Source organism: Burkholderia dolosa (genome assembly GCF_902499135.1).
GTDB lineage: Bacteria > Pseudomonadota > Gammaproteobacteria > Burkholderiales > Burkholderiaceae > Burkholderia > Burkholderia dolosa.
The window spans coordinates 1-23,763 of sequence record NZ_CABVPR010000030.1 but is presented as its reverse complement, the minus strand read 5'-3'; the positions used below and the strand labels follow the sequence as shown (position 1 = coordinate 23,763).

General features: G+C 66.7%; 21 protein-coding genes and 1 pseudogene. 4 read left to right on the top strand and 18 right to left on the bottom strand.

Translation table 11 applies throughout. The features are described 5' to 3' along the window. Window position 1: 1 nt before the first annotated feature. The 8 genes and pseudogenes from BUB20358_RS15320 to BUB20358_RS15285 form a co-directional block, all read right to left on the bottom strand. Window positions 2–1,354 (bottom strand): GlcNAc-transferase family protein, encoded by a 1,353-nt coding sequence (locus tag BUB20358_RS15320; protein WP_006763106.1) that lies wholly within the window; start codon window positions 1,352–1,354, stop codon window positions 2–4. 29 nt (window positions 1,355–1,383) lie between these two features. Beyond that, on the bottom strand, window positions 1,384–2,418 hold the full coding sequence (locus tag BUB20358_RS15315; RefSeq protein WP_006763107.1) for a fimbrial protein: 1,035 nt from the start codon (window positions 2,416–2,418) through the stop codon (window positions 1,384–1,386). A 49-nt stretch (window positions 2,419–2,467) separates the two neighbouring features. Continuing rightward, window positions 2,468–3,526, bottom strand: coding sequence for a type VI secretion system protein TssA (locus BUB20358_RS15310; protein ID WP_006763108.1), 1,059 nt, complete (start codon window positions 3,524–3,526; stop codon window positions 2,468–2,470). Beyond that, on the bottom strand, window positions 3,523–4,584 hold the full coding sequence (gene tssG, locus BUB20358_RS15305) for a type VI secretion system baseplate subunit TssG (protein WP_006763109.1): 1,062 nt from the start codon (window positions 4,582–4,584) through the stop codon (window positions 3,523–3,525). Before tssG ends, BUB20358_RS15310 begins: the two co-directional genes overlap by 4 nt. 3 nt (window positions 4,585–4,587) lie before the next feature. Beyond that, window positions 4,588–6,468, bottom strand: a complete 1,881-nt coding sequence (gene tssF / locus BUB20358_RS15300; protein ID WP_006763110.1) for a type VI secretion system baseplate subunit TssF — start codon at window positions 6,466–6,468, stop codon at window positions 4,588–4,590. A 1-nt stretch (window position 6,469) separates the two neighbouring features. Then, a complete protein-coding gene (tssE, locus tag BUB20358_RS15295; RefSeq protein ID WP_006763111.1) occupies window positions 6,470–6,991 on the bottom strand; it encodes a type VI secretion system baseplate subunit TssE in 522 nt (173 codons plus the stop codon). Continuing rightward, window positions 6,975–7,835, bottom strand: a complete 861-nt coding sequence (locus BUB20358_RS15290) for a type VI secretion system accessory protein TagJ (protein ID WP_006763112.1) — start codon at window positions 7,833–7,835, stop codon at window positions 6,975–6,977. The genes tssE and BUB20358_RS15290 overlap by 17 nt, the downstream gene beginning before the upstream one ends. Further along, window positions 7,832–8,540: pseudogene (locus BUB20358_RS15285) on the bottom strand (TagK domain-containing protein); the annotation flags it as partial. The pseudogene BUB20358_RS15285 and the gene BUB20358_RS15290, both read right to left, overlap by 4 nt. 460 nt (window positions 8,541–9,000) lie before the next feature. On the opposite strand from BUB20358_RS15285, the gene tssH reads away from it, so the two are divergent. Then, window positions 9,001–11,658 (top strand): type VI secretion system ATPase TssH, encoded by a 2,658-nt coding sequence (gene tssH / locus BUB20358_RS15280; protein WP_006763114.1) that lies wholly within the window; start codon window positions 9,001–9,003, stop codon window positions 11,656–11,658. A gap of 101 nt (window positions 11,659–11,759) precedes the next feature. Here the strand turns inward: tssH and slmA are convergent, their stop codons facing one another. From slmA to argB, 3 genes are read right to left on the bottom strand one after another with little or no spacing between them, the layout of a single operon-like run. Next, window positions 11,760–12,431 (bottom strand): nucleoid occlusion factor SlmA, encoded by a 672-nt coding sequence (gene slmA / locus BUB20358_RS15275; RefSeq protein ID WP_006763115.1) that lies wholly within the window; start codon window positions 12,429–12,431, stop codon window positions 11,760–11,762. Further along, a complete protein-coding gene (locus BUB20358_RS15270) occupies window positions 12,398–13,189 on the bottom strand; it encodes a pyrimidine 5'-nucleotidase (RefSeq protein WP_006763116.1) in 792 nt (263 codons plus the stop codon). The genes slmA and BUB20358_RS15270 overlap by 34 nt, the downstream gene beginning before the upstream one ends. Continuing rightward, window positions 13,186–14,085, bottom strand: coding sequence for an acetylglutamate kinase (gene argB / locus BUB20358_RS15265; RefSeq protein ID WP_006490510.1), 900 nt, complete (start codon window positions 14,083–14,085; stop codon window positions 13,186–13,188). The genes BUB20358_RS15270 and argB overlap by 4 nt, the downstream gene beginning before the upstream one ends. Window positions 14,086–14,376: 291 nt before the next feature. On the opposite strand from argB, the gene BUB20358_RS15260 reads away from it, so the two are divergent. The 3 genes from BUB20358_RS15260 to BUB20358_RS15250 all read left to right on the top strand — a co-directional run bounded on the left by BUB20358_RS15260 (window position 14,377) and on the right by BUB20358_RS15250 (window position 16,696). Further along, a complete protein-coding gene (locus BUB20358_RS15260) occupies window positions 14,377–14,601 on the top strand; it encodes a cysteine-rich CWC family protein (RefSeq protein WP_035973239.1) in 225 nt (74 codons plus the stop codon). A gap of 105 nt (window positions 14,602–14,706) precedes the next feature. Further along, a complete protein-coding gene (locus tag BUB20358_RS15255; RefSeq protein WP_174905083.1) occupies window positions 14,707–16,140 on the top strand; it encodes an ATP-binding protein in 1,434 nt (477 codons plus the stop codon). Between the two features lie 13 nt (window positions 16,141–16,153). After that, entirely contained in the window at window positions 16,154–16,696 is a 543-nt protein-coding gene (locus BUB20358_RS15250) for a response regulator transcription factor (protein ID WP_006763117.1), read from the top strand. A gap of 334 nt (window positions 16,697–17,030) precedes the next feature. Here BUB20358_RS15250 and hslU read toward each other — a convergent pair whose 3' ends face one another. The 7 genes from hslU to BUB20358_RS15215 all read right to left on the bottom strand — a co-directional run. Then, on the bottom strand, window positions 17,031–18,374 hold the full coding sequence (gene hslU, locus BUB20358_RS15245; RefSeq protein WP_035971551.1) for an ATP-dependent protease ATPase subunit HslU: 1,344 nt from the start codon (window positions 18,372–18,374) through the stop codon (window positions 17,031–17,033). Window positions 18,375–18,384: 10 nt separating this feature from the next. Continuing rightward, entirely contained in the window at window positions 18,385–18,921 is a 537-nt protein-coding gene (gene hslV, locus BUB20358_RS15240; protein ID WP_045552400.1) for an ATP-dependent protease subunit HslV, read from the bottom strand. Between the two features lie 261 nt (window positions 18,922–19,182). Continuing rightward, entirely contained in the window at window positions 19,183–19,599 is a 417-nt protein-coding gene (dksA, locus tag BUB20358_RS15235) for an RNA polymerase-binding protein DksA (protein ID WP_006402995.1), read from the bottom strand. Window positions 19,600–20,087: 488 nt separating this feature from the next. Continuing rightward, complete coding sequence (locus BUB20358_RS15230; protein ID WP_035971552.1) at window positions 20,088–21,164, bottom strand: CobW family GTP-binding protein; 1,077 nt, start codon at window positions 21,162–21,164, stop codon at window positions 20,088–20,090. Window positions 21,165–21,363: 199 nt separating this feature from the next. Then, window positions 21,364–22,578, bottom strand: a complete 1,215-nt coding sequence (locus BUB20358_RS15225; RefSeq protein WP_006763120.1) for a class I SAM-dependent rRNA methyltransferase — start codon at window positions 22,576–22,578, stop codon at window positions 21,364–21,366. A gap of 72 nt (window positions 22,579–22,650) precedes the next feature. Further along, the gene (gene xerC / locus BUB20358_RS15220; RefSeq protein ID WP_006763121.1) at window positions 22,651–23,571 is read right to left on the bottom strand and encodes a tyrosine recombinase XerC; all 921 of its coding nucleotides are present in this window, start codon (window positions 23,569–23,571) and stop codon (window positions 22,651–22,653) included. A gap of 13 nt (window positions 23,572–23,584) precedes the next feature. Then, on the bottom strand, window positions 23,585–23,763 hold a 179-nt coding region (locus tag BUB20358_RS15215; protein WP_174905082.1), incomplete at its 5' end, for a DUF484 family protein.

Here is a 23,763-nt window from a genome sequence, read left to right as displayed (position 1 = left end):
TCTAGACCGAGCGCTCGAGCGTGCGCAGCGGCGTCCGGTCGCCGCCGAACAATTCGATCGTGTAGCGGGCAAGCACGCGGTCGAACTCGGCGGCGAAGTACAGATGCATGTCGAACCACTCACGGTTGACGTGCTTGTGAAACTGACCGGCATCGAGCGTTTTGCCGTACATCACTGTCCCATCTTGCGCATGAGCAGACAGGCGGCATTGCTCGAGTCGCGGCAGGATATCCGCGAACCGGCTCCGATGCGCCCAGACGCGGATGTCGTGCGCGCGCAGCAGCATCGTTTTGCATTCCTCCGCCGAAGTCCATGCACGCGCATCGGGCATCGGCGGCTGGCCGTCCAGCGTTTCCCGGCGCACGCCGCGATGGGCGAAGCTGATGCCGGCGTACGCTTCGTACTGCGCGAGCGTGCGTTGCGTGCCTAGACCGTACGGCCCGAAATCGATGCCGTCGCTCGATGTACCGTCGACGCCGAGCAGTGCACGATTGCGCTGATAAGAGCGGGCGTTGCGCGCTTCCCAGTTCTCGGCCACGAGGCCGCTCGCTTGCGCTTCGGGCGTGTGGTCGGTCCATATCTTCACGCGGTTCGCGCGCGTGTATTCGTGCCATGCGAGCACGCGATGCGGCACATACAGGTCGTAGCCGTGCGTAAACGCGCGCACGGCGATCGAGATTTCCTCGCCGAGAAAGAAGTAGTTCGGGTCGTGCTGCACGTCGGCGGCGAAATGCCCGTCCGCAAAAGCGAAGTGGGCGCTGTAGAACGCGCTCGGGATCGGCGCGTCGAGCGTTTTCCAATTGTCGAGCCATCCGGAGCGAATCACGACTACGCCGTCCGGCGTAAAGCGCTGGAAGTACAGGCCGGTCGGTACATGATCAAGCGCTTCACGTGCAGCACCCGGCTGGAAGCCGGGCAGATAGGTGGTGAGGACCGGCTTCGCGCTGCGCGCGCGAAGCGACTCGAGCATCGACACGGCTTGTTCGTCCCACGCGTCGACAAAGTAGTGATGAGAGTCGAGCTGCAGCGTGTACTGCTCGTCGCGGTACCGTTGCTGAATCAGGTTGCGCGCCCAGCACGCGCCTTGCGACTGCCGATGGGGCACGTCGATCAGCTCGATCGACGCGTCTCGGTAGCAGAGCGTATGAGCCGCGAACGTGTCGCCGTAGTGCACGTGCCAGCGCGAGAAACCGTGAGCGATGAAGGCGCCGACGGTTTCGTCGAGCGCATGCTGCCAGCATACGACGATGCGCAGCTGGTCAGGGCGGGCCGCGCGCTCGACCAGCTCGAGCAGCGTCGGGATCAACTGCGGATCGCGATAGCTGGCGATCTGGACAAAAATGCTGTGTTTCATCGTGCAACGGGTTTCGGCGCGCGGACGCGCTACAGAATGCTGAGGATAATGACCGACGTTGCGTCGATCTTGCCGGTCGTCGGCGTGTTGCTGCCGACCCGCAGCACGGTAGCCTCGAGGTCGAAGCCGGATTCCATCGCACCGCCAGGCTTCTGAACGAGCGTGCTGCTCGGGTCGCTCGGCTTGAGCACGGTTCCGGTCGTTTTGTCGCGCAGGCGGATCGCGAGATGCCCGGCGCCGGTGTTCTGGATCAGCGCGGAATCCTCAGGATCCCGAGGCGCGCTCAACGTGGCCGTGATCGACGCGGGCGGCGTCGGGCCCGAGCATAGTATGCGGAAGCTCACGGGGCGAGTCGGACCGACCGTGTGCGAAACGTCATAAGGCCCGAACTGGCCGAAGTCGACGTTCAGCGTGCTGCTGTCGACACGGCAACTCGGCAATACGCGGAGCGACACGTTGGCGGAGTGGATATCGGTTACCGAGATGCCCGGTCTGCCATCGCCGTAGGTCCTGGCGACGTGGCCGAACGTGACCGTTGATTTGCTCGGGATGTCGTTGCTGGTCTTGACCAGATCGATCTTGAATTTTGCGCCGTTGCCATACTGGATCAGTTCGTGCATCGGCTCGGACGGCCGGTGCGTCCAGTTGTTCGTATAAGGCACGACGCTCGTCGTGCCGCTTGCGCGAACGTAGCTTAGACGAAACCCGACGCCAGGCACGTTGGTCGAGTAAATCTTGTTGCCCAGTGCAGAAAGCGGGGGCGGCGTGACGAAGTCATAGTTGATCGTGCCGACCGGTGCCTGGCAGACGATAAAAAAGAACGCCTGCGTCGGCGCGGACTCGCCGGTCGCGATCACGCTGCCGATCGCCAGATCGGGGTCGACGTCGATGGTCGCGGCCGAGAAGCTGATGTTGAACGCAGACATCGTCTTGATCGGAAAGGGCTTTGTATTTCCCCACATAGCGGCCTCTTCCTCGGTGATGGGCCGACACGCCGCCAGTGCCGCCGGCGATGCGGCAAGCAGGCACACCGAAGCGACGAAGGCTGAAATTTTTTTCATCATGTAACCCGCACGGAAGGCGATGAGTCAGGGTGGCACGGCGCTGCCGTGTTCAGATGTCGATGGCGTCCCATTGCGCGAGAAGCTCGGCGGGGATCACGTTCGCGAGCTCGGAAAAGCGCTTTCCGACCATTCGCTCGGATTGGCGGAGCAGCACGATCACCGGGCTGCTCGGCTCGTTTTGCTCGAACCACAGCCGCGTTTCGCGAATCGCCGCAAGCGCGCTCCAGCGGTCCGCGGGCCGAGCGACGTGCGGTGCGCGGGCCGGCTCATGGTGTTCGTGCGGCGCCCTGTCGGCGCTCGCGCATTCGACGGCCTCCGCTGCCGAAGAAGGCTGCGGACGCGTATCCGAGGAACCCGCTGCGACGGGCGCACAGCCTGCGTCGAGGGCCGCTGGCGCGAACGGGCGCAGCAGTTTCACGATGCCGTCGAGATCCGGCGCATCGTTTTGCAGCGCGTCGCGCGTCCACGCGGCAATCTCGGCGACCGCGCGGTGCGCGTCGGCCAGCGCGACGATTACCGGGTCGCGCCGGTTCCACAGTTCGCTGAGCAGCCGGCTTGCGGATTCGGGCGCGAGTGCGTCCTTCGCGCGCGGCACTGCGAATGCTTTTTCGATGTCGCGCAATTGCAACTGGAGACCGGCAGTCTTCGGCAGCCGGATGTCGCGTGCGTCGGCCAGCGTCGCGTCGGCATCGGCGAGCGCGGCGATCGCGTTCGAGTAAACCAGCGGATCGCGCTCGCCGTCGGTCGTCGGCATCGGGTGCAATGCTTCGCCGTAGCGCGTGAGCATCTGCAGCAGCAGCGCGACGCCGTCGCGCAGCCCTTCGGCGCCGCTTTGACGGATGCGGCACCGAATCAGGATCGTCAGCAGCCGGATGTCCTTCGTGCGGAGCAGCAGCGCGCGACAGTCGCGTTCAGCCTCGGCCCAATTCGCCTGCGGCGGCGCGTCGACGAAATCGCCGTATTGCGCATCCGTGCGCGGCGCGACCGCTGCTTGCAGCATGACGAAGGCCGGATCGTACTCGAGATCGGGCCCGCACGGCGCGTCCGCTGAAACGGGCTCGAGCAGGTCGGCATAGCGCAGCAGCGCGCCGGGCGTGTGGGCATTCATCGTCGATTCTCCAGTTGGCCGCGGTATTTCTCCGGCTCGAACACCATGCCGACGATAGGCTCGTCGTTCATCGCTTCGCCGAGCCACGTCGAGTAGCCGAGCCGGTGCGAACTGTCGGCGCGTGCCGGCGGCGCGGCGCGCGGCTTGACCAGCAGCTTGATTTCCCAGTCGTATTCGAGACCGACGAACGCGCGGACCCAATCGACCAGCGTGGGCAGATCGTCGCCGTGAGGGGTGAGGCGCAGATACTGATCCAGATCGAGCGGGCCGATCACGACGCGGAATTTATGCTGGCAATCGGGAATCATGTCGCCGAGCAGCGCACCCTCGCCGACGATCGTCGAAGCGGCCGGCGCGCCGAGCCTGCAGCGTTCCGGGCCGGTAATCCGAATCCAGTGCGGCACGTATTCGTCGATCGCGACCGGCACGCCGAAGTAATGGGACAGCGTCGCGGCGAGACCTTCCGGATTCCGCGCCTCCCGCACCAGGTGCGACGCCGCCGCATAGCGCGCATGCGGCGGCGGGTGCGTGCGCGCGGCTTCGGCCGGGTCGGTTCCGATCAGGCTCGCGACGTAGAACGAGAAGGTTTCATGCTCGGGCCGGTCGAGCGAGACGGTCGCCTGAGCCGATGCCCACGCGCGGTAGAACAGCGTGAGCGAGCGGTGATGGAACAGGTTCGCGAATGCAATGAGCGTGTTGTCCTGATGGCTCTCCGCACGGCTGTACGCGAGTTCCGTCATATGGAGCGGCAGCGGCCCCTGCGGTCCCCAGACTCCGAGTCCGAACAACCTGACGTCGAGCCGGCCGTGCTGCACGCCGAGTGCCGCGATCTCGCGCGGCGCGAACGCCATCGACGGCTGCTGCCCGATGCGGAACGGCTCCTGCTTCGGCAGGCGTGCGGTGCCGGGCAGCGGCTGCATCGTGTCGCGCGCGGCGATCGCGCGCAGCAGACTCAGGAAGCCCGCTTGCCACGGCGCGCGTTCGTCGAACCATGCGCGCAGCGCATCCGGGTGCAGCGGCGAGCCGTCCTTGACCGGTGCCGAATCGAGTCCGTCCATCGATTACACCGCTCCCCGCCCGCCCATGCGCGGCTGCCATCGCGCGACGACGCCCCGTTGCATCGAGTGCAGCTCCGTCTCCGTAAACACGTTGATCGACACATGCCGCGACAGGTACTGCTCAAGCACGAGCCCGAACAGATACGGGCTCACACCGGAGAAGCCGGTTTCGTCGACCGTCAGTTCGCAGCGCACGCCGCGCCCGTAGACGAGCAGCCCATGACCGGGCACGCGTCGCACGACCGGTTCGGTACGCGCGCCGACGAGGCTTTCGATCAGCGCACGCTGCTCGTGCTCGCTCGTCCCGACGAAAAGTCGCAGCATGTTGCGCAGCGCCTGACCGCCGTCGCGATGATCGAGTTCGGCGAGCGGCATGTAGTTGAAGCTCAACTGGCGGATCAATCGCCATGCGGTCTCGCCGGTCGCATAAGGCTCGCGCGGCATGCTCGGCGGATGCACGAGCGCCACGCCGTCGATCGGCACCGAGTCCTGCATCGTGAGGTCGTTGATTCCGTTACGGGGAATCAGGCGCGGCAGGTCGCGATTGGTCAGCCACGCGTCGACGGACAGATAGCGGATCGCGTCCGAATACGGCGCTTCCGCTTGATCCACGAGCGACACGAACACTTCGGTGCCGACGTACGGGCTGCGCGTGCCGTACTTGCGCGCATTGGCCGATACCGTGCGCGGCTCGCGCAGGATCGAGAAGTAGCGCCCGTAATTGCCGATATCGCTGTGCAGCGTCTGGTAGAGCGGATTGAACGTCACTTCGCTCGACGTTTCGGCTTTCTGGCCGAACACGCGCGACACCGAGAAAACCTCGTAGTCGAGCGGGCGGCTGCGATCCGGAATCAGATGGAACGCGGTCAGCGCCCGATTGATCTCGATCCGGTCGGTGCGGCGTGGAAACAGGTTGACGATCGGCGTACAGAACAACTGGAAACTGGATGCATCGACGTGAGCGGTCAGCTCGTCGGGCAGCCGGTGCAGCAGCAGCACGATTTCCGCTTCCTTGCCGTCGATCGCAGACAGCCCAGCCCGCAACTGCGTGAGCGCGAAGAAATAGAAGCGCTGCCTGCAGGTGAAGTACTCCTGCAGCAGATTGTGACCATGGAACGTGTTCCACACCTGCGGCAACAGGCTCTGATCGGGGCGCAAGCCTTCGAAGTCGACCGGATTCTTCGCGATGACCGTGCACGCGTCGCGGACGGCGCCATATGCGCGCACGACCGACGCGACGCTGCCCGCGTGGATCAGTTCGAACAGATGCGACGCGATCCGCTCGTCGCCGCCGATATAGAGCGACAGCCGATCGAGTCCGTCGATCTGCGAGAACTTGATCTCACCGACCGTACGCAGCCGCAAGCGCAGCGCGCCGCGCAGCCGCAGGTGCGGCAACAGGCTGCGCTCCAGGTCCGGAAGATCGGGCGGCACGGCGGTCAGCTTCGCGTCGACGATCTCGATCGGCCATAGCGTGATTTCATGACCGCTGCGGAACTCGCAGGCCGTCTGTTCGCCCGGTGCGATCGCGGAGCGCAGCACGCTGTGGCGCGGCACCGTGAAGCCCTTGCTGAAATTGCCCTCACGCAGGCTCGGACGCAGCCGCGCGACGGCCATCGACGGGGTCGGCGCAACGTAGTTCGGATACACGACTTCGAGCAGGCGCTGCGTGAAACGCGGAAATTCGGCGTCGAGCTTGAGCTGCGTACGGGCCGACATGAAGCAGAACGCTTCGATCATCCGCTCCACGTATGGGTCGGCCGTTTCGATGCCGTGCATGCCGAGCCGGCGCGCGATCTTCGGGTGCTGCGCGGCGAACTCCGCGGACAGCTCGCGCATGTACGTCAGTTCGCGGTTGTAGTGGTCGAGAAATCTGGGATCCATGTCAGTGTCGGGGGCGCGTGTCCGGATCGAGCGCTACCTTGTTCGATTCGATGTCGAACGTGCTCTGGATCCTGAATTCGAGCGGATACGGCGACCATTGCATCAACCCGCGAATCTCGAACGTCAGCCGGTTGTAGCTGACCGCCTCGCGGCCTTCGACGGGCCGGATCGCAATCGACTCGGGCAGCAGGCGCGGTTCGAACCGGACGATCGCGGTACGAACGAGTTTTTCCACCGTTTCCCAGTTCCGGTCGCTCAGATAGCTTCCCGACAACGGCGGCAGGCCGTAGTTGACGACGGACGCGGCGGCCTGCGGGTAGCGGCCGGCGTCCAGTTCGCCGTCGAGGTTCGTCGCGTTGAGCAGCGATGCGAGATCGCGCCGAATGATCCGGCGCATGCCTTCACCGTTCGGCGCGTACGCGGCAGGCGACTCGTGACGCGCATGCGGCGCGTCGTCCTGCAGCCGATCGAGCAAGGACGGCAGATAAGCGCGCTGATGCTGGCCGTCAGGGTCGCGTGCCATCTGCGTCTCCGTCCGTGAAGCGGCAGCCGTTGATGTCGAGCAGGCCGCGGTCGCCGCGGTCGGTCGTCCAGGTTTTTTGCCCGAGCGCGATGACGTTGGTTTCGCCGACGTCTTGCCACCGGGTTTCGCGCGCGAGCCGAATCGCGGCAGGACCGTGCTCCGAGCCCGGGTAGCGGGTCGGCACGTAGCCTCTGAGAACCGTCGCGTTGCGCAGGATCAGCGTGGCAGGCCGCCACACGAGATCGGTCAGCGTGCCGATCGGCGTGAGCGTCAGCGATTTGATCTGCGCAAACGGAATCCACCGGTAGCCGCCCGCGACGGCCATTTCGCAGACGGGGCCGAGCCGCGTGTCGCTGTCGGTCAGCCATTCGAAGCTGTCCGCTTCGGCGTATTCGCCGCGGCTCGCCGGCGCCGCGCCGAGCGCGGCATCGCGCAGCGCATCGGCACCGGCCACGTCGCCCGCGCCGAGGCGTGCGTTCGCCTGCAGCAGTTGATCGATCCACGCGGGCACGACGTCATCGACGAAGCCGGGCGTGCGCGTGCCGGCGAACACCTCGGTGCGGAACATCTCGCTCCGTATCAGCCCGCGATGAAGCTGCGCACGCGCGGTACCGTCGGGCTCGAGCGTCGCCCAGGTCTGCAATTGCTTGAGTGCACGCTCCCAGTCGCCGTCGATGCACAGCAACTGAAACAGCAGCCAGCGTTCCGATGCATCGGACGGATGCTGACGCACCGCTTCGACGGTTTGCTCCTTCAGCGCATCGAACGATGCGCTGTGCAGCAGATTTTGCGGCACCGGCCGGCGGGTAGCCGGCATGCCGCGATCACCCGCGTTCGTCGTCATGTCGGTTCCGTCGTCGAGGTGTCGGTGAAGGTGTCCAGCATCGGGAAGTAGCTGTCGACGCTGATCTGATGATGCTCACGGCGCGCGAGCAGCGCCGTCGAAGCGAAATGCGGGCGCTGCCGCCGGGCCGGCGCGAGCAGTTGCAGGACGTCGTGCCGAGTGCTGTCCGCGAAAAGCTGTTCGGCAAGGAACGGATTCATTTCGTCGAGCACCCGGTCGATCTGCTGACGTGTGTCGAGCAAGTCGCTCAACAGCGATCCGGTGCGATAGCGGTCGGTATCGGCGAACGGATCGGGCGGAAGCGGGACGGCGATCTGCGGCGGTTCCATTTCCTTCAGCGGGTGCGCGGGCGAGCGCTCGCGGTGGACCAGCGCACGCCGGTATTCGGCGAGCAGCATTTCGAGCGGATCGCCGTCGCCGGAATCGGGCGACGCCGGCGCAACGACGCCGAGCGGTTCGTCGTCCAGGATGGCGAGCGGCATGTCGGTGTCGCTCGTCACGCGCGCGAGTGCAGCGAGGTCGGCGAACGCGGCCGGCTCGCTGCGACGCAGCGCGTTGCCGAGCGCAATCAGATCGACCGCCGGCGCGGGATCGGCACGCGGGCCGTCGGGCGGCGTGCAGTCGTGCGGGCAGGCCGCGTTCACACTGATTTTCGACATGGCGTCCGGGTCCGTAACAAGCCAGGGGCAGCGATGCGGAGGAATTGCGCAGCCCCGGGACTAATTCGAGATAAATGGCGGTAACGAGTCAAATCGAATCGCGATAATGTGCGGATGATCGCGATGCTCGAAATTCGATCGTGATTTGAACGCGAATCTTATCGCCCATTAATTTCGACGGATATCGGAATTGTTCTAAATATCTGCGCAGATTGCAGTGGTCGTGGCCGCGTACATCACCGTATTGCGCGTATGCGCCCGCGGCGCGGAAGCTGCGGCGTCACAAGCCTGCCGCCAAGCAGGCGACGCGGCCGGCATGCGGATGCCGATGTGGCTCAGCGGGCGCGATCGAATTTGCGTCCCGATTGAGATGAGAATTAATACTCGTCCGATTGATTTGAGACAGGTGCGTATTTAATGTCGACCATTTCCGCTTGCGTGCGGGACGATCGGCGACATTCGCGTCGTTTTCGTGCGCGACGCCACACATTTTCAAAGTCGACCTTATGACGATTTCAAGGCAAGCGCTGTTCGGCAAGCTCGGACACTCGCTGTTCAGGAGCATCGAATCGGCCACGACGTTCTGCAAGCTGCGCGGCAACCCGTACGTCGAGCTGGTGCATTGGCTGCATCAACTGCTGCAGACCGCCGACGGCGATCTGCAGCGGATCGTCAGGCACTGCGACATCGACACGGACGCGCTCGATCGCGACGTGCTGCACGCGCTGTCTGCGCTGCCGGCCGGCGCGAGCTCGATCAGCGATTTCTCGCATCACGTCGAGGCGGCTGTCGAACGCGCATGGGTGTTGGCCTCGCTCGAGTTCGGCGATCGACGGATCCGAGGTGCATGGCTCGTTGCCGCGCTCGTGAAGACGCCCGAACTGCGCCGCGTGCTGCTGTCGATCTCGCCGGCGTTCGGCAAGATCCCGCTCGAGAACCTGCGCGAGATGCTGCCCGCGTGGATCGACGGGTCGCCGGAGGCGGCCGACGCACCGTACGACGGCACCGACTTCGGCGGCGCGGTGCCCGGCGAGTCGGCCGGCGCGCTAGCGCCGGCGGCCGCGGGCGGCTCGCCGCTCGAGCAGTTCTGCAGCGACCTGACCGCGCGTGCGCGCGCCGGCGACATCGATCCGGTCGTCGGCCGCGAGCTCGAGATCCGCACGATGGTCGACGTGCTGTTGCGCCGACGCCAGAACAACCCGCTGTTGACCGGCGAGGCCGGCGTCGGCAAGACCGCCGTGGTCGAGGGACTCGCGCGCGCGATCGCGGACGGCGACGTGCCGCCGAAGCTGGCCGACGTGCGGCTGCTGAGCCTCGACGTGGGCGCGCTGCTCGCCGGTGCGAGCATGAAGGGCGAATTCGAGGCGCGTGTGAAGGCCGTGCTCGACGCGGCAACGAAATCGGCCGTGCCCGTCATCCTGTTCGTCGACGAGATCCACACGCTGATCGGCGCGGGCGGTCAGGCCGGCACGGGCGACGCCGCCAACCTGCTGAAGCCGGCGCTCGCGCGCGGCACGCTGCGCACGATCGGCGCGACGACGTGGGCCGAATACAAGCGTCATATCGAAAAGGATCCGGCGCTCACGCGGCGCTTCCAGGTGCTTCAGGTGCCGGAGCCCGACGAGGCTGCGGCGATCGACATGGTGCGCGGGCTCGCGCGTACCTTTTCGCGGCATCACGGTGTCGTCGTGCTGGACGAGGCAATTCGCGCGGCCGTTACGCTGTCGCATCGATATATTCCGTCCCGTCAACTGCCGGACAAGGCGATCAGCCTGCTCGACACGGCTTGTGCACGCGTTGCGCTGTCGCAGCACGCGCCGCCGCGCGAACTGCAGGATGTACGCCAGCGCTTGCAGGCCGCGCAAGTCGAACACGAGCTGCTCGACCATGAACGCCGCATCGGCCTGGGCGACGCGGACGCGGTGGCCCGCGCGCACGCACGCATTGCCGAACTGGAGCGGGAGGCTGCGAGCGTGGACGCGTGCTGGCGTGCGCAGGCCGCAGCCGCGCATGCATTGTTGAGCGCCCGCGAGGCCGCGGGCGATGCAGGCGACCGCGCGCCGGGCGACGAATTGCACGCGCTCGAGCGTGCGCTCGCGGAGCAACAGGGCGAGACCGCGCTCGTATTTCCCGAGGTGAACGAAGCGATCGTCGCGGCGATCGTGTCCGACTGGACCGGCATTCCGGTGCGCCGGATGGTCACCGACGAGGTCGCCGCGGTACGCACGCTGCCCGACACGCTGGCCGCCCGCGTGATCGGGCAGCCGGATGCGCTGCGGCAGATCGGCGAGCGCGTGCAGACCGCACGCGCCGGCCTGACGGATCCGAAGAAGCCGCTGGGCGTGTTCCTGCTGGCCGGCCCGTCGGGCGTCGGCAAGACCGAGACGGCGCTTGCGCTGGCCGACGCGTTGTATGGCGGCGAGCAGAACCTGATCACGATCAACATGAGCGAGTATCAGGAGGCTCATACGGTGTCCGGGCTGAAAGGCGCGCCGCCCGGCTACGTCGGCTACGGCGAGGGCGGCGTGCTGACCGAGGCAGTGCGCCGCCGCCCGTATTCAGTGGTGCTGCTGGACGAAATCGAAAAGGCGCACGGCGACGTGCACGAGATGTTCTTCCAGGTGTTCGACAAGGGCTATATGGAGGACGGCGACGGCCGCTACATCGACTTCCGCAACACCACGATCCTGCTGACCAGCAATGCGGGCTCCGAGCTGATCGCGAGCTTGTGTTCGGACGAAATGCTCGCGCCGCCCGCGGATGCGCTGTGCGCGGCGCTCGGGCCCGCGTTGCTGAAGGTCTTCCCGGCGGCGTTTCTCGGCCGCGTGACGGTCGTGCCGTACCGGCCGCTCGCGCAGACGACGCTGTCGCAGATCGTGCGCCTGCATCTGGACCGCGTGGCGGCGCGCATGGCCGACGGACACGGTGTGGCGTTCAGCTATGCGCCGGCAGTGCTCGATTACATCGTCGAACGTTGTCTGGTGCAGGAAACGGGTGCGCGTCTGCTGATCGGGTTCATCGAGCAGCATGTGCTGCCGCGGCTTGCTGCACAGTGGCTCGACGCGCTGGCGTCGAAGCGTACGCTCGCGCGTGTCGAACTCGAGCTGGCCGACGCGGATGCACCGCCGGCGCACGCGTTCAAATTCCGCGCGTCTTACGCTTAGTGCGAACGCCGCGTGCGCGGCGCGATGGCGGAGGTCGGGGGTGTGCGCGGCACCGTCGGCCCGAGCCGCCGACCGTTTTCCTCTCGCCGCGGCCCTGCCGCCTACTGCAGGATCAAACGCAGTTGGGCGTCCGCGTGTTCGGTCGGCGGTTTCGCGAAGCCGCTTTTCGCGTAGCGGTGCCAGCGGCCGAGCACGTAGCTGACGACGAGGCTCGCACGTATCGAAGGATCGTAATCGGCCGGCAGCGCTGCCGTGCCGGTCGCGCTCGCTTCGTTGCCCGCACCGGCGTCGACGCGCGCGAGCCGCAGCGACTGCCTGATCGACGCTTCGACGCGCTCGAGCATTTGCTCGACGCGCTCCGCGAGCCGCTCGTCCTCGCCGACCAGCGCCTCGCCGGTCAGCACGCGTGTCATCCCGGGGTTCTTCGCGGCGAAATTGAGCAGCATCAACGCAATCGCACGCGCCTGCAGCACGCCGTCCGGCTCCTTCGCGGCAATTTGGTTGACGAGGCCGAAGAACGTCGTCTCGATGAACTCGATCAACCCTTCGTACATCTTCGCCTTGCTGCTGAAATGCCGGTAAAGCGCGGCTTCCGACACGTCGAGGCGAGCGGCGAGCGCGGCCGTCGTGATCTTTTCGGATTTCGGCGCCTCGAGCATCGCGGCGAGCGCCTGAAGGATCATCACGCGACGCTCGCCTGGCTTCGGGCGCGGGCGGGGCGGTGTGGCCTGGTCTTCCGTTACGGCGTGGTCCTGCGGGTAAGTCGGCTGCATTTTTGTCGCCCCGATCGTGTGCCCAGTCGCAGCGATTTTAGCGAACGAATGCGCTGATCGACATAATGCGGGCGCCCGGTACTCGGCAGGTGCCCCGGCAAGTGGCCGGTGATCCATACCGTGCCGATGCCCAGACGCTTGTAGCGCTTCAGGTGGCCGCGCGTGTCCTCGACGAGGATCGCGTCCGCGAGCCGCGCATGCGCGGCTCGCAGCGCGCGACGCAGCATCGTGGGATCGGGCTTCGCGCGCCACATGCGGCGGTCGCGCATGTGCTCGATCGCGATTACGCGCTCGAACAGCCGTTCGATGCGCAATTCGCGCAGTACCGCACGTGCGTAGTTCTCCGGCGCATTGGTCAGCACGAACTTGCGGCCCGGCAGCGCGGCGACGATGCGCGCGAGGCCGCGCTCCGAACGCAGCATCGCCGGCAGATCGGAAAACGTATGGACCGCGCGCAGGAAGTCGTGCGGATCGATCGGATGATGGCGCGCGAGGCCGAGCAGCGTCGCGCCGTAGCGCTGCGTGTAGCCGGTGCGCAGGCGGTCGGCTTCAGCGCGCTCGATCTGCAGCGCGTCGACGATGTACTGCGTCATCGCGCGGTTGATTTCGGGGAAGATCGCGTGCGACGCGTGGTGCAGCGTATTGTCGAGATCGAACAGCCACACCGGCGCGCCGGCGCGGGGCCGGCTGCGCGAGATGCGCCGGCGCCGCAGCGCGGCCGGCAGATCGGTGGAACGGAGCGTGCGGTGCGCGCTCAATGCGAGCGGATCATCGTGCCGAACGGCTGCTCGGTCAGGATTTCCAGCAGCACCGAATGTTCGATCCGGCCGTCGACGATGTGCACGGACTTCACACCGCTTTTCGCGGCATCGAGCGCCGACGAGATCTTCGGCAGCATCCCGCCCGAGATCGTGCCGTCCTCGAACAGCGCGTCGATCTCGCGCGCGGACAGATCGGTCAGCAGGTTGCCGTCCTTGTCCATCACGCCGGGGATGTTGGTCATCATCAGCAGCTTCTCGGCGTTCAGCACGGTGGCAAGCTTGCCGGCGACGAGGTCCGCGTTGATGTTGTACGACAGGCCGTCTTCGCCGAAGCCGATCGGCGAGATCACCGGGATGAATGCGTCGTCCTGCAGCGCCTTCACGACCGCCGGATTGATCGCCTCGACTTCGCCGACCTGGCCGATGTCGATGTACTGGCCCGGATTGTCGCGATCCGGCATCAGCAGCTTGCGTGCGTGGATCAGGCCACCGTCCTTGCCGGTCAGGCCGACCGCATGGCCGCCGAAGTGGTTGATCAGCATCACGATGTCCTGCTGCACTTCGCCGCCCAGCACCCATTCGACGACTTCCATCGTCTCCTCGTCGGTCACGCGCATGCCCTGGATGAAGGTGCCCGCCTTGCCGATTTTCTTCAGCGCGTGGTCGATCTGCGGGCCGCCGCCGTGGACGATCACCGGGTTGATGCCGACGAGTTTCAGCAGGATCACGTCGCGTGCGAACCCTTGCTTGAGCCGCTCTTCCGTCATCGCGTTGCCGCCGTATTTGATCACCACGGTCTTGCCGTGGTAGCGGCGGATGTACGGCAGCGCCTCGGCGAGGATTTCTGCTTTCAGCGTCGGGGCGATCTGCGAGAGGTCGATGGGCTCGGACATGGCGGCGGCTCTGGCTGGGAACGGTTGAAACAGGGCGAATTGTACAGGAGTGGCGCAGCGCAGCATCGTGTTTTTGGACTGGCCGGAAGGCCGACTCCGCGTGCATGCCGCGGCGCTGCGTGGCCCGCCGGCTATGGCGCAGCGCGATGCGCGGGCCGTGCGCGCATCACGGCGCGACGCTCGTCGGACGGCGTCGGCGGCGCGCATCGGCCGGTCGGCCGACGTGCAAAATCCGCGCGCCGCGCTATGCTTGTCGCGAAGGGCATGCGTGCCCGTTTCAGCGATGACGTGATGATCGATTCCGCCGCCGATGCCCGTTCCGTCCCGCGCCGTGCGCGCTGCCCGCATTGCGGGCGCGGCTTCGACTGCGGTGCCGGCACGCAGCCGTTCGACTGCTGGTGCGCGTCGATGCCCGCGCTGCCCGGCGGCGCGCAGCCCGCGGCCGGCGCGCGATGCCGGTGTCCGGAGTGCCTCGCCGACGAAATCGCGCAGCGCATCGCCGGTGCGGCGGATTGACGACGTTGGCGGCCCGCCCGTGCCGCGGACGCAGCGAGTTGCAGTTGCGGCGTCGCGATCCGTCCCCGCGAGTGGCGCCGTGCGCTAAACGGGTAAACTGGCCGGATGCAACGAATCACCACCACCGGGCGAGTCAACCTCAGCCATTTGTTCTGGCTGCGCAATCTCGCGATCATCGGCCAGCTCGTCACGATCGGCATCGTGCAGACCTATTTCGGCGTGCACTTGCCGCTGCCGGCCATGCTGATGGTCATCGCGCTCGAAATCGTTTTCAACGCGCTGACCTGGGTGCGCGGGCTGCGCGCGCGTCCGGAGACCAACTTCGAGCTGCTCGGTCAGCTGTGGGTCGACCTCGGCGCGCTGTCGGCGCTGCTGTTCCTGTCGGGCGGCACGACGAACCCTTTCGTGTCGCTGTACCTGCCGTCGCTCGCGATCGCGGCGGCCGTGCTGCCGTGGCACCTGATGATCTGGCTCGCGGCATTCGCCGTCGCGTGCTATGCGGCGCTCGGCTTCGACTCGGTGCCGCTCAACATGGACAATCCGGCGAACCTGTTCGATTACTACCGGACGGGGATGTGGGTGAACTTCATGGTGAGCGTCGGGCTGATCGCGTGGTTCGTCGCGCGGATGTCGAACGCGCTGCGTCAGCGCGATTCGGCGCTCGGCGAAGCGCAGCAGCGCCTGCTGCGCGACGAGCGTGCGGTCGCGCTCGGCGTGCAGGCGGCGACCGTTGCGCACGAGATGGGCACGCCGCTGTCGACGATCGCGATGCTCACGGAGGAACTGCGCGACGCCGCGCGCACCGATCCGGGGCTGGCCCGCTACGAGGCCGACCTGAAGGTGCTCGACGAGCAGATGACGCTTTGCACGTCTGCGCTCGCGCGCCTGCGCAGCCGCGCGAGCGCACCGGCGAGCCGCCAGCCGGTGGACGACTGGCTCGACACGTTCGTCGAGCACTGGCGGCTGCGGCATCCGCACGTGCAATTCGAATTGCTCGGCGCGCGTCCGTCCGGCGTTGCGCTCGACGACACCGTCGCGGCCGGCCAGATCCTGACGATCCTGCTCGACAACGCTGCGCGCGCGAGTCCGCATCGTGTGACGCTGGCCGCGAAGGTCACGCACGACGGGCGGGCGGCCGACGCGATCGAATTCGAGGTATGCGACGACGGCCCCGGCATTCCGGCCGCGCTGCGCGAATCGCTCGGCGCGATGCCGGTCGACAGCACGCAGGGCGGGCACGGGGTCGGGCTGTATCTGGCCTTCAGCGCAGCCGCACGGCTCGGCGGCGAGATCGAACTGTCCGATGTGACGCCGCGTGCGGCGAGCGGCAACGCGCGGGCCGGCGGTTCAGCGAGCGGATACAGCGGATACAGCGGATACGCAGCGCCCGCCGAGCGCGCGGCCGGCGCACAGGACGCGCGAGCCGGCGCAGCGACGGCCGGCCGTATCGAACCGGCGGCGTCCGGCCGCGGCACGCGCGCCGTGCTGCGCCTGCCGGCGACGCGCATCGCGGCACCGGCCGCGTCAACCAACACGTAGACGGAGAAACCCCATGAGCGAGAACAATTTCCTGGTGATCGACGACAACGAGGTGTTCGCGGGGACGCTCGCGCGCGGCCTCGAGCGCCGCGGCTATGCGGTCCAGCAGGCGCACGACAAGGAGACGGCGCTCAGGCTCGCCGCGGCCGGCAAGTTCCAGTTCATCACCGTGGATCTGCATCTCGGCAACGACTCGGGCCTGAGCCTGATCGCGCCGTTGTGCGATCTGCAGCCCGACGCGCGGATCCTCGTGCTGACCGGCTATGCGAGCATCGCGACCGCGGTGCAGGCGGTGAAGGAGGGCGCGGACAACTATCTCGCGAAGCCCGCGAACGTCGAATCGATCCTGGCCGCGCTGCAGACCAACGCAAGCGAGGTGCAGGCCGACGAGGCGCTCGAGAATCCGGTCGTGCTGTCGGTCGATCGGCTCGAGTGGGAGCACATTCAGCGCGTGCTCGCGGAGAACAACAACAACATCTCGGCGACCGCGCGCGCACTGAACATGCACCGCCGCACGCTGCAGCGCAAGCTCGCGAAGAAGCCGGTGCGGCAGTAGGCCGCGGCAAGCGGCCGCGCGCGGCTGGCGCGGCTGCGCCTTCCTGTGTCGGTCGCGCGCGAGACGGGCGGCCGACGAATCCGGGCTTCTGCAAGGACCGTGTTGGCATCGCCGCCGTGCCGGTTCGCCGCAGCGACAGCGGTAGCGCCGCGCACGGCACGCTCGCGCAATGACGATTGCTGACGACGTCGACCGCTCGCTGCGCACCGTGACCGCGGTCCGCGGCAGTGCGCCGGCCACGCCGGTTCGAGTCTCCGAATCTTCTGCGACCACCAACGAAAACGGGCGGCCCCGCAAAGGGCCGCCCGTCGTTCGCGCAGCGTCGCGCGTCGCGTTACAGCACGTAGCGCGACAGGTCCTCGTCCTGCGACACTTCGCCGAGCGCGCGGTCGACATACTTCGCATCGATCGTCACGCGCTCGCCGGCGTGATTGCCGGCCGAGAACGACACTTCCTCGAGCAGCTTCTCGATCACCGTGTACAGCCGGCGTGCGCCGATGTTCTCGGTCTTCTCGTTGACCGAATACGCGATTTCCGCGAGGCGGCGGATGCCGTCGTCCGCGAACTCGAGCTGCACGTCCTCGGTCGCGAGCAGCGCCTGATACTGCTTGACGAGGCTCGCGTCGGTCGACACGAGGATCGCCTCGAAGTCGTTCACCGACAGCGAGTCGAGCTCGACGCGGATCGGAAAACGGCCCTGCAGCTCCGGAATCAGATCGCTCGGCTTCGCGAGATGGAACGCGCCGCTCGCGATGAACAGGATGTGATCGGTCTTCACCATCCCGTACTTCGTGTTGACCGTCGTGCCTTCGACGAGCGGCAGCAGGTCGCGCTGCACGCCCTGACGCGACACTTCGCCGCCGCTGCCTTCGTTGTTGCGCGACGTGATCTTGTCGATCTCGTCGAGGAACACGATGCCGTTCTGCTCGACGTTCTGCACGGCCTTCGTCTTCACTTCCTCTTCGTTCAGCATCTTCGCCGCTTCCTCGTCGGTCAGCAGCTTCAGCGCCTCCTTGATCTTCACCTTGCGGCGCTGCTTCTTGCCGCCGCCGAGGTTCGAGAACATCGAGCGGATCTGCTCGGTCATCTCTTCCATCCCCGGCGGCGCCATGATGTCCATGCCGACGCTCGGCTGCTCGAGATCGAGCTCGATTTCCTTGTCGTCGAGCTGTCCTTCGCGCAGCCGCTTGCGGAACGTCTGGCGCGTCGCGTTGTTGTCGTCGTTCGCGTGCTCGGCGTTGCCGCCGAAGCCGACCGCACGCGGCTGCGGCAGCAGGATGTCGAGGATCCGGTCTTCGGCCTGATCGGTCGCCTTGCTGCGCACCTTGCGCATTTCGCTTTCGCGCGTCTGCTTGACCGAGATCTCGATCAGGTCGCGCACGATGCTGTCGACGTCGCGGCCGACATAGCCGACCTCGGTGAACTTGGTCGCTTCGATCTTGATGAACGGCGCGTCGGCGAGCTTCGCGAGGCGGCGTGCGATTTCCGTCTTGCCGACGCCGGTCGGCCCGATCATCAGGATGTTCTTCGGCGTGATTTCCTGACGCAGCGGCTCGGCGACCTGCTGGCGGCGCCAGCGGTTGCGCAGCGCGACCGCGACGGCCTTTTTCGCTTTCGCCTGGCCGATGATGTGCTTGTCGAGTTCCGAGACGATCTCGGCAGGGGTCATGGTGCTCATGGTGCGGTCCTTACTCGATCGTTTCGATGATCCGGTTGTGGTTCGTGTAGATGCACATGTCGCCGGCGATTTCGAGCGACTTCTCGACGATCTGGCGCGGCGACAGCTCGGTATTCTCGGCGAGCGCGCGCGCGGCGGCCTGCGCATACGCGCCGCCGGAGCCGATCGCGCAGATCCCGCCTTCCGGATCGAGCACGTCGCCGTTGCCGGTGATCACGAGCGTCGTGTTGGCATCGGCCGTGATCAGCATCGCTTCGAGGCGGCGCAGCATCCGGTCGGTGCGCCAGTCCTTCGCGAGCTCGACGGCCGCGCGGGTCAGATTGCCCTGGTGCTTCTCGAGCTTCGCTTCGAAGCGGTCGAGCAGCGAGAACGCATCGGCGGTGCCGCCCGCGAATCCGACCAGCACCTGGTTGTTGTAGATCCGCCGCACTTTCCGCGCGCCACCCTTCATGACGATGTTGCCGAGGGTTACCTGGCCGTCGCCGCCGAGCGCGACCTTGTCGCCGCGCCGGACCGAAACGATGGTCGTGCCGTGAAATTGCTCCATCTGCGTTCCTTGAGAAAAACGGGGAAGAGGCGGCGGCGCCGGGCGCTGCCGCGTGAATCGCAGTGCGCCGGGGAGGGGCCCGGCGCGCATCCGTTCCATTTTAGGGCGGGCGCCGGGATATCAAGAGGCGGGGCAGATCGGCCGGGAAGCGGCTACTGCCGCTGTCGGCAGCGCAGGCGCTGCCGGCGCCGGAAAACAAAAAGCGCGCGGCAGGCCGCGCGCTTTCGGGAAGCAGCGTGTTGGAGCGGAACGCCGCTCCGATCAGTCGCCGAACAGCTTCTGGCGCAGTTCGCGGCGCTCTTGCGCCTCGAGCGACAGCGTCGCCGTCGGGCGCGCGAGCAGGCGCGGGATGCCGATCGGTTCGCCGGTTTCCTCGCACCAGCCGTATTCGCCGGACTCGATGCGCGCGAGCGATTGCTGGACCTTCTTCAGCAGCTTGCGCTCTCGATCGCGCGTGCGCAGCTCGAGCGCGTGCTCTTCCTCGATCGTCGCGCGATCGGCCGGGTCGGGGACGATCACCGTCTCGCGAAGGTTCTCGGTCGTCTGGCCCGCATTGTGGAGGATTTCCGCCTGCAACTGTTCGAGCCGAGCTTTGAAGAAGGCGAGCTGATCCTCATTCATGTAATCCTTGTCGCTCATCTTCAGGATTTCGGCTTCGGTCAAGAGTTTCTTCGTCATCTGCTTGCTTCTTCAATGTGCGGCAAATCAGCAGATATTGCCTGCACTTTGGGATTACCCGCAACTGCGCTTGCAATCGCTTGCGATTCGCCGCTGCGGGGCCGAAAGCCTCTGGAAAACCGGTTCTCAAATACCAGGACGGGCCTGGCGCGGATTTGCGCGCGCGGCGAACCGGTGTGCTGCGCGGCAGATCGCATCGGCCGCGGCCGGTCGGCGGATGGCGATCCGGCGCCGTTGCGATGCCCGGACGACGATTCTGCAAGAACCGGGCCTGTTGTTGCCGTACTCCAGCGGGCACGTATTGTAACTGAATCGCAAGCGTGCGCCGTATCGGGTCGATCCCCGTCGGCAGCGCCAATATCTTGAAAATATAACGCGCAAATCGCGAAAAAGCGATGACGGCAAAACCCTTCCCGGCGCGGGTGCCGCAGCGCCGCCGAGCGGGCCCCGCAGCGCGCGTGCGCGGGGCGCCGCCCGACCTGGCGGCGTCAGGCGAGGCAGGCGTCCAGGCCGTCTGTGATCAGGTCCTGCGGCAGGTCGACGCCGATGAACACCATCTTGTTGGTCTTCTTCTCGGCCGGCAGCCATTTCGCGGCCAGATCGCTGCCCATCATCTGATGCACGCCCTGGAACACGACCTTGCGGTCGACGCCCTTCATGTACAGCACGCCCTTGTAGCGCAGCATCCGCTCGCCGTAGATCTGCAGGATGCCGCCGAGGAAGTCTTCCAGCTTGTTCGGATCGAACGGACGATCGTTGCGATACACGAACGACTTGATCTTGTCGTCGTGGTGCGCATGGTGATGGTGGTGACCGTGGCCGTGATCGTGCGCGCATTCACCGTGATCGTGATCGCAATTCGCGTGATCGTGATCATGGTCGTGATCGTGGTGGTGGTGCGCGTGATCGTCCTCGGCGAGGAAGTCGGGATCGATCTCGAGCTTCGCGTTCAGGTTGAAGCCGCGCAGGTCGAAGATTTCCTTGATGTCGGCTTCGCCGAAGTTCACGAGCTTGATCGTCGCCTTCGGGTTCATGTGCATCAGGCGGTGCTTGAGGCCGGCGACGGTCTGGTCGTCGACGAGATCCGACTTCGTGATGAACAGTCGGTCCGCGAAGCCGACCTGGCGCTGGACGACTTCGTGCTCGTCGAGCTGCGCGTTCGCGTGCTTCGCGTCGACGAGCGTGATCACTGCGTCGAGCAGGAAGTCGTCGGCGATTTCGCTGTCGATGAAGAACGTCTGCGCGACCGGGCCCGGATTCGCGAGGCCGGTCGTCTCGATCACGATGCGGTCGAAGTCGAGCTTGCCTTCGCGCTTTTGCGCGGCCAGATCGCCGAGCGCGCGCGCGAGGTCGCCGCGGATCGTGCAGCAGATGCAGCCGTTGCTCATCTGGATGATCTGCTCGTTCGTGTCCTGCACGAGGATTTCGTTGTCGATGTTCTCTTCGCCGAATTCGTTCTCGATCACGGCGATCTTCATGCCGTGCTGTTCGTTCAGGATGCGCTTGAGCAGCGTCGTCTTGCCGCTGCCGAGGAAGCCGGTGAGGATGGTGACGGGAGTGGCCATGTCGGTCGCCTGTAGTTCGTGAATCGGGGTCAAAAACCGGGATGTGCATCGCGCCCTGCTCCACGCGGGCCGGGGCGCACAGCCATCCATTGAAACATACCTGTCAAGCACGCGCCCGTCGTCCGGACGACAGGGGCGCGTATCGGTCCGCCAGCGTACCGAAAAGCGGCGGACGCGGTGTCCGCGCAGATCGGGGCGATCAGACGATTTGCAACAGCAGCCCCTTCAGATATTCGCCTTCGGGGAAGGCGGCGAGCAGCGGATGATCGACGCCCGCGCCGAGCCGCTTCAGGATCCGGGCGTCGACTTTCGCGTCGGCCGCCGCGCCCGCGACGATCTTCTGGAACAGATCCATGTCGATCGCGCCGGAGCACGAGTACGTGAACAGCAGCCCGCCCGGACGCAGCAGCCTGAAGCCGCTCAGGTTGATGTCCTTGTACGCGCGGGCCGCGCGGTCGACGCTGTCGCGCGTCGGTGCGAACTTCGGCGGATCGAGCACGATCAGGTCGAAACGCTCGCCTTCGTCGACGAGGCGGCGCAGCGTCTTGAACGCGTCCGCGTCGAGCCACGTCGCGCGTTCGGCGTCGAAGCCGTTCGCCACGACGTTCTGCTGCGCGAGCGCGAGCGCGTCGCCCGACGAGTCGATCGACACGACGCGCTTTGCGCCGCCCTTGAGCGCCGCGAGCGAGAAGCCGCCGGTGTAGCAGAAGCAGTTCAGCACGTCGCGGCCCGCCGCGTACTGCGCGACGAGCGCGCGGTTGTCGCGCTGGTCGACGTAGAAACCGGTCTTGTGGCCGTTCGGCACGTCGACGTGATAGCGCACGCCGTTCTCGTTCGCGATCAGCGTCGCGGGCGGCGCGTCGCCCGCGAGCACGCCGGTCGTCTGTTCGAGGCCTTCCTTTTCGCGGATCGACACGTCCGAGCGTTCGTACACGTTCGGGCAGCCGGTCGCGCCGATCAGCGCCGCGACGATCGCGTCCTTCCACGCTTCGACGCCGGCGGCCATGAACTGGCAGACGAGCTGGCCGCGCGGCGGCGCGTCGGACGCCGGCGTGTCGGCGACGTAGTAGTCGACGATCAGCCCCGGCAGCCCGTCGGCCTCGCCGAATACGAGCCGCACCGCACCGGTGCCCGACACCATCGCGTTGCGGTGTGCGACCGCCCGCTGCACGCGCCGCTTGAAGAACGCATGATCGATCGGCTCGTTCTCGTCGAAGCTCCATACGCGCACGCGGATCTGCGATTGCGGGCTGTACGCGCCGCGCGCGAGGAAGCGGCCGTCGTGCGCGCGCACGATCACGGTCGCGCCCGCTGCCGGCTTGCCGTCGACGCGGTCGATCGCATTCGCGTAGATCCACGGATGGCGGCGCAGCAGCGATTTTTCCTTGGACGGCTTCAGTGTGACGGTTTGCATGATGAGATCGAAATGGGCCGCGGGCGAAACCGGCGTGACCGGCGCCGCGCGGCGGGTAACACGGGGAGCGCGTCAGTCGCGCTTCTTCGCGCGCGGATGCGCGCTGTCGTAAATCTTCGCGAGATGCTGGAAGTCGAGCGACGTATAGATCTGCGTCGCCGCGACGCTCGCGTGGCCGAGCAGCTCCTGCACCGCGCGCAGGTCGCCGCTCGACTGCAGCACGTGCGTCGCGAACGAGTGGCGCAGCACGTGCGGATGAACGTTCGCCGGAATGCCGGCCGCGAGCGCCGCGCGCTTCACGCGCTCGCGCACGACGCCCGGCGCCATCCGGTTGCCGCGCACTGACAGGAACAGCGGATGCGGGTCGTGCCTGACGAATTCGCCGCGTACCGCGAGCCACGCGTTCAGCGCGTCGATCGCCTTGCGGCCGACCGGCACCTTGCGTTCCTTGTTGCCTTTGCCGCGCACGGTCACTTCGGCTTCCGCGAGATCCAGCCAGCCGGCCGAACGGTAGCCGTCGGCCTGCGCATAGGCGACGTCGAGCCCGATCAGTTCCGCGAGGCGCAGCCCCGACGAATAGAACAGCTCGAGGATCGCGCGATCGCGGATGCCTTCGGTGGTATCGGCGAGCGGCGCATCCATCAGTGCCGACGCGTCGTCGACCGACAGCGCTTTCGGCAGCGTCTTCGGCCGCTTCGGCGCGCGCACCGCGGCAACCGGATTCGCTGGCATCTCGACGTGCTGCGCGAGCCAGCGGTAGAACGCGCGCCACGCGGACAGCCGGTGTGCGATCGACCGCGCGGACAGCCCGCCCGCATGCGCACGCGCGACCGCGCCGCGCATGTCGACGGCGGTCAGCGTTTCGAGCGGCCGGCCGGCCGCGAGCTTCTTCAGCTCGTCGAGTTCGTGCGTGTACGCGCGCAGCGTGTGTTCCGACAGCTGCCTGACGTGCTTCAGGTTCGACAGGTATGCGGCGATCGGATCGTCGGTCATCGCGTGCGCGGCATCAGTGCGGCAGCAGGCGCGTGAGCGCGGCGCTCGCGAGCGTTGCGATCTGCGCGAGGAAGTCGGTCGCCATCCCGTCGTGGAAGCGGCGCGGATCGGGCGAGCCGAGCACGAGCAGGCCGAACGCGGGCGCGTCGGCGCCGCCCGCCGGCGCACGCAGCGCGAGCAGCGCGACCGACG